At 68.8% G+C, this 17,114-nt stretch carries 10 protein-coding genes; all 10 read left to right on the top strand.

What is annotated here, in order from left to right:
- Positions 1–22: 22 nt before the first annotated feature.
- Positions 23–1,348, top strand: a complete 1,326-nt coding sequence (locus tag ACGFNU_RS27205; RefSeq protein WP_392597991.1) for an extracellular solute-binding protein — start codon at positions 23–25, stop codon at positions 1,346–1,348.
- Positions 1,349–1,361: 13 nt separating this feature from the next.
- Positions 1,362–2,261, top strand: coding sequence for a carbohydrate ABC transporter permease (locus ACGFNU_RS27200; RefSeq protein WP_392597989.1), 900 nt, complete (start codon positions 1,362–1,364; stop codon positions 2,259–2,261).
- Positions 2,258–3,151, top strand: coding sequence for a carbohydrate ABC transporter permease (locus ACGFNU_RS27195; protein ID WP_392597987.1), 894 nt, complete (start codon positions 2,258–2,260; stop codon positions 3,149–3,151). Before ACGFNU_RS27200 ends, ACGFNU_RS27195 begins: the two co-directional genes overlap by 4 nt.
- Positions 3,152–5,488 carry an alpha-xylosidase gene (yicI, locus tag ACGFNU_RS27190; protein ID WP_392597985.1) on the top strand — a complete coding sequence of 779 codons (2,337 nt, stop codon included), beginning with the start codon at positions 3,152–3,154 and terminating at the stop codon, positions 5,486–5,488.
- Positions 5,488–6,870, top strand: a complete 1,383-nt coding sequence (locus ACGFNU_RS27185) for a GH1 family beta-glucosidase (RefSeq protein ID WP_392597983.1) — start codon at positions 5,488–5,490, stop codon at positions 6,868–6,870. Before yicI ends, ACGFNU_RS27185 begins: the two co-directional genes overlap by 1 nt.
- A 116-nt stretch (positions 6,871–6,986) precedes the next feature.
- Complete coding sequence (locus tag ACGFNU_RS27180; RefSeq protein WP_392597982.1) at positions 6,987–8,171, top strand: MFS transporter; 1,185 nt, start codon at positions 6,987–6,989, stop codon at positions 8,169–8,171.
- 88 nt (positions 8,172–8,259) lie between these two features.
- Positions 8,260–9,324 (top strand): LacI family DNA-binding transcriptional regulator, encoded by a 1,065-nt coding sequence (locus ACGFNU_RS27175; RefSeq protein WP_392597980.1) that lies wholly within the window; start codon positions 8,260–8,262, stop codon positions 9,322–9,324.
- A 187-nt stretch (positions 9,325–9,511) separates the two neighbouring features.
- Positions 9,512–12,517 carry a glycoside hydrolase family 3 C-terminal domain-containing protein gene (locus ACGFNU_RS27170; protein ID WP_392597978.1) on the top strand — a complete coding sequence of 1,002 codons (3,006 nt, stop codon included), beginning with the start codon at positions 9,512–9,514 and terminating at the stop codon, positions 12,515–12,517.
- A 350-nt stretch (positions 12,518–12,867) separates the two neighbouring features.
- Positions 12,868–15,630, top strand: coding sequence for a beta-galactosidase (locus ACGFNU_RS27165; RefSeq protein ID WP_392597976.1), 2,763 nt, complete (start codon positions 12,868–12,870; stop codon positions 15,628–15,630).
- 80 nt (positions 15,631–15,710) lie between these two features.
- On the top strand, positions 15,711–17,072 hold the full coding sequence (locus ACGFNU_RS27160) for an alpha-L-fucosidase (RefSeq protein WP_392597974.1): 1,362 nt from the start codon (positions 15,711–15,713) through the stop codon (positions 17,070–17,072).
- Positions 17,073–17,114 lie beyond the last annotated feature (42 nt).

Genomic DNA, 17,114 nt, shown 5'->3' with positions numbered 1-17,114 from the left:
ACCCACCCCCTGGAGGAACCCCATGTTCAGACGTACTGCCACGTTCAGGCGCGCTCCCATGCTCCGCAGCAAGGGAACGGCTCTGCTCGCGGCGCTCACCGCGACGTCGCTGGCGCTGACCGCGTGCGGCGGCGACGACGGCGACAGCGGCTCGGACGCCAAGGAGCTGCGGCTCTGGCACTACGAGACGCCGGACAGCGCCATGGGCGTCGCCTGGAACCAGGCCATCAAGGAGTTCGAATCCACCCACCCCGGCGTGAAGGTGAAGTTCGAGGAGAAGGGCTTCGAGCAGATCCAGAAGACGGCGCCGATGGTGCTCAACTCCAAGGACGCCCCTGACATCCTCGAGTACAACAAGGGCAACGCCACCGCCGGGATGCTCTCCAAGCAGGGCCTGATCACCGACATCAGCTCGGAGGTCACCAAGCGCGGCTGGGACAAGATGCTCAGCCCGGGAGTGCAGACCACGGCGAAGTACGACGCCAAGGGCACGATGGGCGGCGACAAGTGGTTCGGCGTCCCCAACTACGCCGAATACCTGCTCGTGTACTACAACAAGGACCTCTTCAAGAAGCACGGCGTCAAGGTCCCGACCACGTTCGCCGAGTTCACCGCCGCGCTGGACGCGTTCGTCGCCAAGGGCGTCACCCCGCTCACCAACGCCGGCGCCGAGTACATGGCCCACCAGTACCTCTACCAGCTCGCGCTGACCAAGGCCGACCGGCCGTGGGTGGACGCGTTCGAGCGCTACACCGCCAAGGCGAACCTGAAGGACGCGGCCTGGACGTACGGCGCGACCACCTTCGCCGACTGGGTGAAGAAGGGCTACATCGCCAAGAACTCCGTCAGCCTCAAGGTCGAGGACGCGGGCACGTCGTTCATCTCCGGCAAGTTCCCCATCATGTTCTCTGGCAGCTGGTGGTTCGGCCGCGTCAAGTCCGACGCCAAGTTCGACTGGGACATCTCGACCTGGCCCGAGGCCAAGATGTCGCCCGGCTCCAGCGGCAACCTCTGGGTCGTGCCGAAGGGCTCGAAGAACAAGCAGCTCGCGTACGACTTCATCGACATCACGATGAAGAAGGGCATCCAGAACGCGCTCGGCAACGCCGGAGGCATCCCGGTCGCGGCCGACACCTCGGCCATCACCGACGCCAAGACCAAGAAGCTCATCGACAACTTCAACACCCTGGCCAAGAACGACGGACTGGCGTTCTACTCCGACTGGCCGGTGACCGGCTTCTACGACAAGTGGGTGTCGGAGACGCAGAAGCTCATGAACGGCAGTGGCTCTCCCGACAAGGTCCTCGGCTCGCTGCAGCAGTTCTACGACGACGGCCTGCCCAAGTGACGGTGCTGCCCCAGTGAAGACTGATCGCAAGGTCGCCTACCTGCCGTACCTCGCGCCCGGCCTGCTGCTCTTCGTCGGCGTCATCGGGATCCCTTTCCTGATGAACGTCTACACGAGCTTCACCGAATGGCCGGGCGTGGGGACGCCGAAGTGGGTCGGCCTCGACAACTACGCCGAGCTCGCCAAGGACGGCGACTTCTGGGCGTCGTTCCGGCACAACGCGCTGGTCATCGTCGGCATGGCGATCGTCCCGACGGCGGTCGGCCTGGTGCTGGCCGCCGCGCTGACCGACCTGATCCAGCGGCACTTCGGCGCGCGCGTCGCCAGCGTGCTGCGCGCGTGCCTCTACCTGCCGCAGGTGCTGCCGATCGTCATCGGCGGCATCGTCTGGAGCTGGCTGCTGGCGCCGGAGAACGGCGCGGTGAACGAGCTGCTGAAGGCGGTCGGCCTGGAGTCCCTGGCGCACGACTGGCTGGGCGACCCGAACACGGCGCTGCCCAGCGTGCTCGTGGTCATGGTCTGGATCCAGATCGGCTTCCCGCTGGTGGTGTTCATGTCGGGCCTGCAGCGGGTCGAGCCGTCGCTGTACGAGGCGGCCGAGATCGACGGGGCCTCGTGGGCGCGGCGGTTCTGGCACGTCACGCTGCCGCAGATCCGGCCGGAGATCTTCGTGGTGCTGCTGTGGACCACGATCGCGGCGCTCAAGGTCTTCGGCCCGATCTACGTCCTCACCAAGGGCGGGCCGGGCGGCGCCACCAGCGTGCCGTCCTACTACTCCTACCAGAACTTCTTCGACAAGACCGAGGTCGGCTACGGCTCGGCGATCGCCACCGTGCTGACCCTGATCATCATCGCGCTCACGGTCGTCTTCCTGCGCTTCCAGCACAGTGACCTGGGGGAGGAGGACCGATGACCACGCTCACCGCCGAGCCCGCGGCGGACCCGGCGGCCCGGTCGCGCAAGCCGCGCGGGCCGCGGCGCCGCCGGGGCCCGTCCGCGTACGCGGTGCTGGCCGCGCTCGCGGCGTTCGCCGGGATCATGCTGATCCCGTTCGTCGTGGTCGTCTTCAACGCGCTGAAGACGTCCGAGGAGTACGCCGAGCACGGGCCGCTGGCCCCGCCCGGCGGCGTCAACCTCGACGGGATCACCGACTTCTGGGAACGCGTCGGCTTCGGCCAGGTGCTCGTCAACAGCGCGCTGATCAGCGGCTCGGTGGCGGTGCTCGCCGTGCTGCTGTCGGTGCTGAACGCCTACGCGATCGGCATCGGCCGGATCAAGGGCCGGACGTGGGTGCTGGCGTTGCTGCTGCTGGCCAACACGCTGCCGCAGGAGGCGCTGGTCTATCCGCTGTACTACCTGGCCAAGCAGCTGGACCTGTACGACACCCGGATCAGCGTGATCATCGTCTTCACGGTCATCCAGAGCGCGTTCGGCACGTACCTGCTGTCCTCGGTGCTCGCCACGTTCCCGCGGCCGCTGCTGGAGGCGGCCCGCATCGACGGCGCGAACCGGTGGCAGATCCTGTGGCGCGTCGTCTTCCCGGTCGTCCGCCCGACGATGTCGGTGCTGCTGGTCTTCTTCTTCATCTGGACGTGGAACGAGTTCCTCATCCCGCTGGTCTTCCTGATCTCGCAGGACAACCAGACCGTCTCGGTGGCCTTGGGCGTGCTCCAGGGCCAGCGGATGATGGACGCGACGATGTCGAGCGCCGCGTCGCTGCTCGGGTTGATCCCGACCGTCGCGTTCTTCCTGATCTTCCAGCGGACGTTGTCCCGCGGCCTCACGGCAGGAGCCATCAAGTAAATGAAGTTCAGCGACGGCTACTGGATGATGCGCGAGGGCGTGCACGCCGTGTACCCGGCCGAGGCGTACGACTGCGTGACCGGGCCCGGCTCGTTCACCGTGCACGCGCCGGGGGAGCGGATCCGCCACCGCGGTGACCTGCTCAAGGGGCCGGTCGTCACGCTCTCGTGCGCGTCCCCCATGCCGGACGTCATCGGCGTCACCATCACGCACTTCGCGGGCGAGCGGCAGCTCCGGCCGGAGTTCGAACTGCTCACCGACGACACATCCGACGGGGCGAGCGAGGCGACGGCCGAACTCAGCGACGACGCGGTGACGCTGACCTCGGGCGCGCTGTCCGTGCGGGTCAACCGCGGTGAGGAATGGCGGCTCGACTTCCTGGCCGAGGGCCGCCGGCTCACCGGCAGCGGGTTCAAGGCGATGGCCGTCATCGACACCGACGACGGCGGGCACTACGTCCGCGAGCAGCTCGACCTGGGCGTCGACCACCACGTGTACGGGCTGGGCGAACGGTTCGGGCCGCTGGTCAAGAACGGCCAGGTCGTCGACATCTGGAACGCCGACGGCGGTACCAACAGCGAGCAGGCCTACAAGAACGTTCCGTTCGTCCTCACCAACGCCGGTTACGGCGTCTTCGTCGACCATCCGGGGCGCGTGTCGTTCGAGGTGGCCTCGGAGGTGGTGACGCGGACGCAGTTCAGCGTCGAGGGGCAGTCGCTCCGGTACTTCTTCATCTACGGGCCGACGCCCAAGGAGATCCTGCGCAAATACACGGCGCTGACGGGCCGCCCGGCGCGCCTGCCCGATTGGTCGTACGGGCTGTGGCTGTCCACCTCGTTCACGACGTCCTATGACGAGGAGACGGTCTCGTCGTTCATCGACGGGATGGCCGAGCGCGACCTTCCGCTGAGCGTCTTCCATTTCGACTGCTTCTGGATGCGCGAATACAACTGGTGCGACTTCGAGTGGGACCCGAGGGTGTTCCCCGATCCGCCGGGGATGTTGCGCCGTCTCAAGGACCGCGGCCTGCGCATCTGCCTGTGGATCAACCCTTACATCGGGCAGCGGTCGCCGCTCTTCGCCGAAGGAAAGGCGCGCGGCTACCTGCTGAAGCGGCCGAACGGCGACGTGTGGCAGTGGGACAAATGGCAGCCGGGATGCGCGGTCGTCGACTTCACCAATCCCGAGGCGCGCGAATGGTACGTGGCCAAGCTGGACGCGCTCCTCGACATGGGCGTCGACAGTTTCAAGACGGACTTCGGCGAACGCATCCCGACCGACGTCGTCTACTACGACGGCTCCGACCCGGAACGCGCGCACAACTACTACACCTATCTCTTCAACCAGGCGGTCTTCGAACTGCTGCGCAAGCGGCGCGGCGAGGGCGAGGCCGTGGTCTTCGCCCGCTCGGCCACGGTCGGATCCCAGCGTTTCCCGGTGCACTGGGGCGGCGACTGCGAGTCGACGTTCGAGGCGATGGGGGAGAGCCTGCGCGGCGGGCTGTCTCTGGGGCTGTCGGGCTTCGGGTACTGGAGCCATGACATCGGCGGCTTCGAAGGCACGCCAGACCCGGCGCTCTTCAAGCGGTGGATCGCGTTCGGCCTGCTCTCGTCCCACAGCCGCCTGCACGGCAGCCACTCCTACCGGGTGCCCTGGGCGTTCGACGAGGAGTCGGTGGACGTCCTGCGCACGTTCACCCGGCTCAAGATGCGGCTGATGCCCTACCTGCTCGGCGCCGCGCGGCAGGCGTACGAGGACGGGACGCCGATGATGCGCGCGATGGTGCTCGACTTCCCGGACGACCCGGCGTGCACCCATCTCGAACGCCAGTACATGCTCGGCGACGACCTGCTCGTGGCTCCCGTCTTCGATGCGGGCGGCGAAGTGCGGTACTACGTGCCCGAGGGAATCTGGACGCATTACCTCACCGGCGAGCGCGTGCGCGGCGGCCGGTGGCTGCGGGAACGGCACGGCTTCGAGAGCGTGCCGCTGCTGGTCCGGCCCGGCGCGGTGATCCCCGAGGGCGCCGTCGCGGACCGGCCCGACTACGACCACGCCGAGGGCGTGACGCTGCGGGTGTACGAGCCGGCCGACGGCGCCGCCGTGACCACCGCGATCCCCGCGCCGGACGGGACTACCGCCGCGTCGTTCACCACCTCCCGGAACGGCGCGGCGGTCCGGATCACGGCGACCGGTACGGCCGATTGGAACGTTCTGCTGGCCGGCGTCCCGTCCGTCTCCGGTGTATCCGGGGGGACGGCCGAGACGCACGAGCAGGGCACGCTGGTCCGGGCGACCGGCGGAACCGTCGAGATCACTCTGACCGAGGAGGGCTGATGGGCTTCCCGGACGGCTTTGTCTGGGGCGCGGCCACCGCCGCGTACCAGATCGAGGGCGCCGCCGACCAGGACGGACGCGCGCCGTCGATCTGGGACACGTTCAGCCGCACGCCGGGCCGGATCCTGAACGGCGACACCGGCGACGTGGCGGCCGACCACTACGGCCGATGGCGCGAGGACCTCGATGCCATGGCAGAGCTCGGCCTCGACGCGTACCGCTTCTCGATCTCGTGGTCGCGCGTACTGCCGGACGGCACGAACGGGCCGCTCAACCGCAAGGGCGCCGACTTCTACTCGCGGCTCATCGACGGGCTGCTGGAGCGCGGCATCGCGCCCGTCGCCACGCTCTACCACTGGGACCTGCCGCAGGACCTGGAGGACGCGGGCGGCTGGCCGGAGCGCGACACCGCGTCGCGCTTCGCCGAATACGCCGAGCGGATGGGCCGCGAGTTCGGCGACCGCGTCCAGCTGTGGACGACGCTGAACGAGCCGTGGTGCTCGGCGTTCCTCGGCTACGCGTCCGGAGTGCACGCGCCGGGCCGTACCGACGCGGCCGCCGCGCTCGCCGCCGCCCACCACCTCAACCTCGCGCACGGCCTGGCGGTGCGCGCGCTGCGCGGCGTCGTGCGGCCGGACGCCCGGCACTCGGTCACGCTCAACCTGCACCACCTGCGCGGCGAGGCGGAGGCCGTGCGGCGCGTGGACGCGGTGGCCAACCGGATCTTCCTCGGCCCGATGCTCGGCACCGGCTACCCCGCCGACCTGCTGGCCGACACCGCGCCGATCACGGACTGGTCGTTCGTCCGGGACGGGGACGACGAGATCTGCGCCGCCCCGATCGACGTCCTCGGCGTGAACTACTACCAGCCGACCCTGGTCTCGCTGGGACCCGCCGCCGCCGAGCCCGGCGCCGACGGGCACGCCGTCAGCGAGGCCACCCCGTTCGTCGGCTGCGAGGACGTCGCGTTCCTGCCGCAAGAAGGAGAGCACACCGCGATGGGCTGGGTCGTCGACGCGACCGGCCTGGACGAGATGTTGCTCCGGTTGCACCGCGAGAACCCCGGGCTCCCTCTGATGATCACCGAGAACGGCGCGGCGTTCGACGACAAGGTGGACGACGGCCGCGTCAGAGACGACCGCCGCGTCGCCTACCTGCGTGACCACGTCGCGGCGGCCAAGCGCGCACTCGATGCCGGAGTGGACCTGCGGGGCTACTTCGCCTGGTCGCTGATGGACAACTTCGAATGGTCCTACGGCTACTCCAGGCGTTTCGGCATCATCCACATCGACTACGAGACCGGAACGCGCACCTGGAAGGACAGCGCGCACTGGTACCGCGCCCTGATCGCGGCAGACGGCGAGGAAGCCGAAAGCCGATGACCCGGGACCCGGTAGACCACAAGCCCGCGGGTCACGAGCGCGTGGGCCGGGAGCGCGCGGGTCAGGAGCCTGCGGGCCAGATGTCTGGCGGGCGGGGTCTCTCTGGGGCTGCGGCCGTGGGTGCTCTGGCCGTGGCGGCGTTCTGCTACGGCTCCACCGAGAGTCTTCCGATCGGCCTGTTGCCACTCGTGGCCGATGACCTGGACACCTCGCGGACGGCCGTGGGCATGCTGGTGACCGGTTACGGGCTGATGGTCGCGGTCGTGTCGGTGCCGCTCACCCTCGTGGTGGGCAGGGTGGACCGGCGCCGGCTCCTGCTGGTCGTGCTCGCGGTGTTCGTCGTGGCGACCGGGGTGACGGTCGTCGCGAACTCCTACTGGGTCCTGCTCGCCGCCCGCATCACGACGGCGCTCGCGCACGCGGTGTTCTGGCCGGTGGCCGTGGTGGTGGCGGCCGGGCTGCTGGCCCCCGAGATCCGGGGACGGGCGGGGGCGTTCGTCTTCACCGGAGGTTCGCTCGCGATCGTGCTCGGCGTCCCGGCGGGCACCTGGCTGGGGCAGCAGGCGGGCTGGCGATGGTCGTTCGCCGCGCTCAGCGTGCTCGGCATGCTCGCGCTGGCCGCGACGGCCGCGCTGCTGCCGGCCGTACCGCCGGGGGAGAGCCACGCCGACACCGCCACCAGCCCGGACCGCCGCCGCTACCTGCTCGTGGTCGCGTCCACGGTGCTCATGGTCGCCGGCACCTTCACGTGCTACACGTACATCACCGCCTTTCTCACCGATGTCAGCGGGGTATCGGAACGCTCGATCAGCGTCTTCCTGCTGGTGAACGGGGTGGCGGACATCATCGGGCTGGCGTTCGCCGGAGCCCTGGTCGACCGCGGCCCGCGGCTGATGCTGGCCGTCGCCGCCGCGATGCTGACGGCGGCGCTGGCGGTGCTGTACGCGGCGGGCACGATCCTGTTCGCCGCGGCCGCGGCCCTCGTGCTGCTCGGGCTCGCGCTGCCCGCGCTGGCCACCGCCATGCAGGCGCGCGTGCTGGAGACGGCGCCGGGCGGCACCGACGTCGCCTCGGCGGGCACCTCGGCCGGATTCAACCTCGGCATCGGCGGCGGGGCGCTGCTCGGCGGTCTCCTGCTGCCGGACGCGGGCGTCCGGACCACGGCTCTGGCGGGTGCCGTGCTGACCGGGATCGCGCTCGCTATCGTGCTCGGTGAGCCCATGCTCGCCGGGCGTGCCGGGGGAGGTGCGGCAGGGCGTTCGACAGGGCGTTCCGAGCGGCCGGAATTACCCGCGAGATAGCCCGGATATTCTGGCCGACCGGCATTGTGCCCGGGATGTCACGCACTTATCATTCACGTAATCGAAACGCTTCAAATAGGGACGGTCCGTGGTCAAGATCACTGACGTGGCGCGCCATGCGGGAGTGTCGCCGAGCACGGTCTCCTATGTGCTGAGCGGCAAGCGCTCGATTTCCGCGGAGACCGTCCGCCGGGTGCGCGCGAGCATCCGCGAGCTCGGCTACCGGCCGCACGCGGGGGCCCGCGCGCTGGCCAGCAGCCGGTCCAACGTGCTCGCGCTGGTGATCCCGCTGCGGACGGGCATCCACGTGCCCGTCGTCATGCAGTTCGCGGTCTCGGTCGTCACCACCGCGCGGCGGCACGACCACGACGTGCTGCTCCTCACCCAGGAGGAGGGCGAGGAGGGCGTGCGCCGGGTGGCCGACAGCGCCCTGGTCGACGCGGTGATAGTGATGGACGTGCAGTTGCACGACGAGCGCCTGCCCATGCTGCGCTCGCTCGACCGGCCCTCCGTGCTCATCGGCTTCCCGTCCGAGACCGAGGGGCTGACCTGCATCGACCTCGACTTCCGGGCGGCCGGCGAGGCCTGCCTGGAGCATCTGGCCGGACTCGGCCACCGCGCCGTCGGCCTGATCGGCTCGCCGCCGGAGGTGTACGAGCGGGAGACCGGCTACGCCCAGCGCACCGCGGACGGGTTCCTCGCGGCGGCCGGCCGGCACGGCGTCGCGGCGACCGTGCACCCGTGCGAGGCCACCGGCGAGGCGGCCCGCACCCTGGTCGACCGGCTGCTCGCCGAGCAGCCGGAGCTGACCGCGGTGGTGATCCACAACGAGCCGATCGTGGCGCCGCTCGTCAAGGCGTTCCAGGACGCGGGACGGCGCGTGCCCGCCGATCTGTCGGTGGTCGCGATCTGCCCCGACGATCTGGCCGAGCACGCCGAACTGCCGCTGACCTCGGTCGCCATCCCGGCCGAGGAGGTGGGGCGGCGGTCGGTGGAGCTGCTCATGGCCAAGCTCGACGGCGCGGAGGTGCCGCCGGCCACGCTCCTGCCGCCCCGGCTCACGCCACGGGCCAGCACCGCGCGAACCGGTACCGCGTCCGCCGGTAGCGAGGGCGTGGCGCGAACCGGCACCGGCACCGCGTCCGTGAACTGACGAGGAGACATTCGCCACGGGTCTTGTCCGGTATCTGATCGAAGCGCTTCGATTTAGCGCGGGCGGCGCTACTCGAAGTGCCCGGAACAACTGAATACGCAATATCGGTGAATACGGAACACCGAACACCTCGGGGGCGGGGGCCATTCCGTCAGTGCACAGCTTCGACGCTCAGAGGAGAATCGTTGTGGCATCCACCCGTTCACCCGGCCGGTTCCGGCGGCCGCTGATCCCCATCCTGTCGGTGGCCCTGGCGGCCTCGGTCGGCCTGGCCACCCCCGCCACCGCGCGGGAGACACCTCCCTTCCGCAACCCGGCGCTCTCGCTCGACGCGCGGGTCGCCGACCTGCTCGGGCGGCTGACGCTCGACGAGAAGATCTCGCTGCTCCACCAGTACCAGCCGGCCATCCCGCGGCTGGACATCAAGGCGTTCAAGACCGGCACCGAGGCGGTGCACGGCGTCGCCTGGACCAGCTGGGGCGACCAGAAGATCGACGCCGACAAGGGCACGGTGTTCCCGCAGGCCGTCGGGCTCGCCAGCACCTGGGACCCCGCCCTGATCAGGCAGGTCGGCAAGACCACCGGCGTGGAGGCGCGCGGCTACCACTCCACCAACGACGAGCGGATGTACTGGGGCCTCAACCTGTGGGCGCCGGTGACCAACCTGCTGCGCGACCCTCGCTGGGGCCGCAACGAGGAGGGATACTCCGAGGACACCACGCTCACCGCCGCGATCGCCAACGCGTACGGCAAGGGCGCCCAGGGAGACGACCCCAAGTACCTGCTCACCGCGCCCACGCTCAAGCACTACCTCGCCAACAACAACGAGACCCTCCGTTCGACCACGGACGTGCAGCTGCGCGAGCGCGTGCTCAACGAGTACGACCGCCAGGCGTTCAAGCCGATCATCGCCGCCGACGGCGCGACCGGCGTGATGTCGGCGTACAACCTCGTCAACGGGCGGCCCAACGCGGTCAACCCCGACCTCGCCGTCGGCGGGCCCCTGCGGTCGTGGACGAAGAGGGACCTCTTCAACGTGACCGACGCCGGGCTGCCCGACAGCCTGGCCGGTTCCGGCACCGACCCGCGCTGGAACACCAACTACTACCCCGACTTCACCCAGGGCGACGCGGCGATCCTCAAGGCGGGCAACGACAGCTTCACCGCCAACAACCGGGACGCCTCGATCACCGTCACGGCGATCAAGGACGCGCTGGCCAAGGGGCTGGTGAAGGTCTCCGACATCGACGCGGCCGTCCGGCACGCCCTGTCGATCCGGGTGCGGCTCGGCGAGTTCGACCCGGACGGCGGCCCGTACGGGAAGATCAACACTTCGGTGCTCAACACCGACGCGAGCAAGCGGCTCAACCGCCGCACCGCCGCCGACGCGATGGTGCTGCTGAAGAACTCCGGCAAGGCACTGCCCCTGCCCAAGGCGACCGCCAAGAAGGTCGCCGTCGTCGGGCCGCTCGCCGACGTCGTCTACACCGACTGGTACTCCGGCCAGATGCCGTACAAGGTCACGCCGGTGGACGGCATCAGGGCCAAGCTCGGCGCCGGCGCCACGGTCACCGGCGTGCGCGGCGACGACCGGATCGCCCTCAAGGACGTCAAGACCGGCAAGTACGTCACCGGCGGCTCGGGCGCTTCCGGTGCCACGCTGGCCGTCAGCGACGCCGCGCCCGCGGCGACCTCGCAGTTCGACGTCACCGACTGGGGCGACGGCATCGTCACGCTGCGGAACGCGGCCAACGGCAAGTACGTCGGCTACAACTGGTCGAACTTCGTCAACGACCAGGTCGAGCCGAACGCGTGGTTCGTCCAGCAGCAGTTCGCGCTGGAGAAGCAGGCCGACGGCAACGTCAAGCTGCGGTACGCGGGCTACGAGACCCACGAGACGTGGTTCAGCTCCGGCAACTACGTCGGCATCGGCGAGGACGGCAAACTGAAGCTCGGCACCAAGGACGACGCCGCGGTCTTCGCCCAGGAGACCCTCGTCAACGGCGCCGACGCCGTGGCCAAGGCGGCCAAGGACGCCGACCAGGTCGTCTTCCTGGCGGGCAGCAACCCGTCGGTGAACGGCCGCGAGAACTACGACCGGCCCTCCACGAACCTGCCGGCCGGGCAGCGCGCGCTGATCAAGGCCGCCCTCAAGGCCAACCCTAAGACCACCCTGGTCCTGGAGAACAGCTACCCGACCGCGATCACCTGGGAGCAGAAGAACGTCCCGGCGATCGTGTGGACGTCGCACGCCGGAGCCGAGACCGGCAACGCCCTGGCCGACGTGCTGTTCGGCGACGTCGACCCGTCCGGTCACCTGACGCAGACGTGGTACCGGTCCGACAGCGAGCTTCCGAGCATCTTCGACTACGACATCATCAAGTCGAACCGGACGTACCTCTACTACCGCGGCAAGCCGCTCTACCCGTTCGGGCACGGCCTGTCGTACAGCACGTTCAAGTACGGACGCCCGCAGGTCTCGGGCTCGGGCTCGGGGGTGACGGTCAGCGTTCCGGTCACCAACACCGGCAAGGTCGCCGGCGCCGACGTCGTCCAGCTCTACACGCACCAGCGGAGCTCGCGCGTCAAGCAGCCGCTCAAGCAGCTGCGCGCGTTCCAGAAGGTGCGGCTCAACCCCGGCCAGACCACGACCGTGCGGTTGCGGTTCGCCAAGGCGGATCTCGCGCACTGGGACGTGACGCGCGGCAAGCAGATCGTCGAGTCGTCCACCTATGACCTGCTGGTCGGCGCCTCGGCGGGCGACATCCGGCAGCGTGCCTCGATCAAGGTGACCGGGGAGCGCGTCCCGGCCCGCGACCTGAGCAAGCCCACCCCCGCGGCGAACTTCGACGACTACTCGGGCGTGAAGCTCGTCGACGAGTCGAAGGTGAACGGCACGGCGGTCGGCGGCAAGGAGGGCGCGTGGATCTCGTTCGCCGACGCCGACCTGCGTTCCGGCCCGTCCGGGATCAAGGCGCGGGTGGCCAAGGCGAGCGCGGGCACCACGACGATCCAGGTCCGCGCGGGCGGGCCGCGCGGCCGGCTGGCCGGCACGCTGACCGTGCCGTCCACCGGCAACAAGTACACCTACCAGGACATCACGGGCCAGATCTCGCGGATCTCCGGTCGCCAGGACGTCTACCTCGTCTTCGGCGGTGACGTGCGGCTGAGCTCCTTCTCCTTCACCAGCTAAGGGACCACTTCACCAGATAACGGTCCGGTGCCCCGTCTTCGCCTCCGCCGAGCGGCGGAGGCGGGGCGCCGGTGTTCCTCCAGTCCGGTTCGCCAGCCTGGTCCGCCCGTCCGGCTCGGCGACGCGATCGTCTCCGCCATCACCGCCATCCGATCTGCGGAAGGACGCCAACGATGCGACCAACCCTTGGAAGAGGCAGTACCGGAAAGGACAGCATTCGAACAGGGGACCTCCGGGGAAGGGGTCTCTCGAGAAGGGGCCTCCGCGGAAGGGGTCTTCGCAGGGCGCTCGCGCTCCTGTTCGCGACGCTCATGGTGGCCGCCACGTTCGGGGCGCCGGGTTCTCCGGCGGTGGCGGAGAAGTCCGAGGCCGGGCCCAAGGTCACTTATGGGTCCAAGGTGACCTACGACGAGCACTCGCTGATGGTCAACGGCAAGCGGGTGCTGCTGTGGTCAGGGGAGTTCCACTACTTCCGGCTGCCCAGCCAGCGGTTGTGGCGCGACACCCTGGAGAAGGTCAAGGCCGCGGGCTTCAACGGGGTCTCGCTCTACTTCCACTGGGGCTACCACTCGCCCAAGCAGGGCGTGTACGACTTCACCGGCGTCCGCGACGTCGACCGGCTGCTGCGGATGACCGAGGAGCTCGGCCTCTACGTCGTCGCCCGTCCCGGCCCGTACATCAACGCCGAGACGACGGGCGGCGGCCTGCCCGCCTGGCTGAAGAACGTGCCGGGACGCGCCCGCTCCAGCGACCCCGGCTACACCGCGGCCTACCGGGAGTGGCTCGACCACATCAACCCGATCCTCGCCCGGCACCAGGTGAGCCACGGCGGCTCGGTCATCGCCTACAACGCCGAGAACGAATACGCGGTGAATACCGACCGCGCCTACATGGCCGACATCTCCGCCAGAGCGCGCGCGGCCGGGATCGACGTTCCCATCACGCACAACCAATGTTGTGATGCCGCCGAGTGGACCACCGACTGGTCCACGGGTCAGGGTGCCGTCGACATCCTCGGCGTGGACGACTACCCGCAGGCGTTCAACTGCCCTGACCCGCGTACATGGGGCACCTGGGGGACGGGCGTCACCGAACGCAGGAGCAGAGAGGCACCTGTCTACGCCGCCGAATATCAGGCGGGCGCCATCGACCTGAACGACGCGGGCTATGAGAAGTGTCGCGAGTTGACCGGCCCGGACTACATGAAGGTCTATTACAAGTCCAACCTCGTCACCAGCGGCGCCACCATGTTCGGCTACTACATGGCGTACGGAGGCACGTCGTGGGGCTGGCTGCCACAGCCCAACGACGTCTACACCTCCTATGACTACGGCGCCGCCATCACTGAGAACCGGCAGCTCACGACCAAGTACGACGAGTTCAAGCGGCAGGGGCTCTTCCTCACCACCGTGGCGCCGCTGACGAAGACGGATCCCTCGTCCGCCCCCGCGTCCAGCAACGCCGCCGTGCACACCGAGGCTCGCACCAACCCCGACACCGGCACGCAGGTGGTGCTCGTCCGCCATGCCGACCGCACCACCGACGCCGACGAGTCCGCCACCCTCACGTGGACGGCGCCCGACGGCTCGTACACCGTGCCGGTCCGGGTCAAGGGGCGCGACGCGAAACTGCTCCTCGCGGGCTACGACATGGGCGGCCAGCGGCTGGCGGTGAGCACGTCCGAACTGCTCACCCACACGGTTTCGGGTGGACGCGACGTAGCCGTGCTCTACGGCAAGGAAGGAACGCAAGGCAACACCGTCCTTCGCTACGCCTCCCAGCCCAAGGTGAAGGTGCTCTCGGGCGCCGTCCGTTCGTCCTATGCCAACGGCAACCTCACGCTCGACTACGCCCACCAAGGCCTGGCGCGCGTGCTCATCAGTGACGGCGGCCGCCGCCCGCTCTTGCTGCTCCTTGGTACCGACGCCGAAGCGGCGAAGTTCTGGCGAGCCGACGACGTCCTGGTCCGCGGCACGTCCCTCGTGCGCTCGGCTAAGGGGCAGGAGACCGTCCATCTACGCGCCGATGTGGCCAAGGCGGGCGACGTAGAGGTATTCACCTCAGCCAGGGGCCTTGCCCTCAACGGCAAGCGAATCTCCGCTCGCCGCACCTCAAGCGGCTCACTCCTGGCCCGCACCACGAGCCCCAAGCCCGTTCGTCTGCCCGCCTTGACCCGCTGGCGGAGTGCTGAGGGAGCACCCGAGGCGAAGCCCACCTTCGACGACTCCCGCTGGACCGTGGCGGACAAAACGACCACGGTGAGCCCGATCAAGCCGAAGACGCTGCCCGTCCTGTACGCCGACGACTACGGCTACCACCACGGCCACGTCTGGTATCGCGGGCGCTTCACGTCCACCGGCCAGGAGAAGACCGTCGACCTCAACGCCATCACCGGCCGGAAGGGCATCTACCAGGTCTGGCTCAACGGCCGGTACCTGGGCTCGGCCGCCGGAGGCGTCCAGGCCGACGCGGGCGACGCGTCCACCCCGCCCAACCCCGACCCCGGACCGGGCCACTTCACGATCCCATCCGGTTCGCTCAAAACCGGAGAGCCCGCGACCCTCGCCGTCCTGGTCGGCAACATGGGCCACAACGACGACTGGACCGCCGAGGACGTGCGCCAGAAACAACCGCGCGGCCTGGTAGGCGCCTCAGTCGGAGACACACCCATCACCTGGAAAATCCAAGGAACCCAGGCAACGGACCCGATCCGTGGCCCCCTCAACAACGGCGGTCTCATAGGCGAGCGCCGAGGCTGGACCCTCCCCAGCTACTCCGACCGTTCCTGGAGCCAAGCCCAACCCACCACCAACCCCGGCTCGACCTGGTACCGCACAACGTTCGACCTGAACCTGCCCAAGGGCCAAGACGTCCCCCTCACCCTGCGCTTCCCGCAAGGCAGCGGAAAGTACCGCGTCCTCCTCTTCCTGAACGGCTGGAACATGGGCCAGTACCTCTCCACCGGCCCTCAACGAGATTTCGCGCTGCCTGCCGGAATCCTCCGCGAACAAGGCCGCAACACCCTGGCCCTTGCCGTGATCGCCGAAGAAAAGGCCGCCATAGGAAAGCCCGCCCTCGTCCCCGTCGCCAATCACCGAGGCGGTGCACGATGAGCCTTCCGCGCAGAACCTTCCTAGGAGCAACGGCGGCCCTACCCCTCCTGACGGCAACCCCCGCCTCGGCATCCCGCCACATGGGCAACCGCTACCGCCTCCAGAAGCGCTTCGTCGACTGGCGCTTCGGGATGTTCCTGCACTTCAACATGGGCACCTACCACGACGCCGAATGGGTGGAGCCCGACCAGGACCCGAACTCGTTCAACCCGACCGCACTAGACTGCGGCCAGTGGGCAGACACAGCCAAATCCGCAGGCATGAAATTCGGCGTGCTAACGGCGAAACACCACGACGGCTTCTGCCTATGGCCGACGGCCCACACCACCTACAACTCCAAGCGCGACATCGTACGTGAATACGTCGACGCCTTCCGGGGCCGAGGCCTCACGCCCTGCCTCTACTTCTCGATCTGGGACCGCACCAATGGCGTCGGTCCCAAGGGCTTCGACGACAGGCCACCCATAACCCGCAAGGCCATCGACTTCGTCAAGGCCCAGCTCACCGAACTGCTCACCAACTACGGCCCGATCCCCCTGCTCTTCCTGGACGGCTGGGCCTGGCACTGGGCGTTCAATCACCAAACCCTGCCCTGGCACGAGATCCGCGAGCACATCGCGCGCCTCCAGCCCAACTGCCTGGTCCTGGACCTGAACGGCCTCTCGGTCCCCTGGCACTCGGACCTGCTCTTCATAGAAGAGACCAAGGGCGGCGTCTTCTGCCCGCCGGACAATACCTACGCCGCGTCCCAAGGCCAGACGATCGCCCCCGCAGGCTGGTTCTGGCACCCCTCAACCCCCACCAACCTGCTAACTACAACCCAGATCGTCGACCACCTCGCCAGACTCGAACCCCGCTACTGCACGTTCATCCTCAACTGCCCGCCCAACCCGCAAGGCCTCCTGGACGACACAGTCGTCGAGACCCTCCAAGAGGTAGGCCGCCAGTGGCACCCCGCCAGGCGCCCACCCCTCCCACCCCAACCCGACGTAGTGAGCCACCCCCTGACCCCCGTCTCGGCAACCGCCACCACCGGCAACGCCGCGAACGCCATCGACGGCCACAGCGACTTCGGCTGGAACGGCCAGGCTGACCAGACCCTCTGGACATCTGAAAAGGGCCAAATCACCATCGACCTAGGTCGAGTCTTCACAGGCATAGACGTCCTGACCTACCTCCCGCGCCAGGACACCGCCAAGGACTTCGTCCTGGAAGACTTCATAACAACGGGCAACATCACGTCCTACCGAATCTCCGCCAGCACCAACAACAAAACATTCCGCCCCATAGCCCAAGGCACCTGGCCCGCCGACCACACCCTCAAACAATCCCGCTTCCGCCCCACAACAGCCCGCTACCTACGCCTAGAAACCCCAGGCCCAGCCACAGCAAGCGAAATAGGCTGCGGCGGCCTGAACAGAAAACCCAAACCCCTCCACTAACCCAAAGCGGGCGTCCGGCCACCTCCGGGCGCCCGCTACGCT

The sequence above is a fragment of the Spirillospora sp. NPDC048911 genome (assembly GCF_043198015.1).
Classification (GTDB): domain Bacteria; phylum Actinomycetota; class Actinomycetes; order Streptosporangiales; family Streptosporangiaceae; genus Spirillospora.
This window is presented reverse-complemented; position numbering and strand designations above follow the sequence as displayed.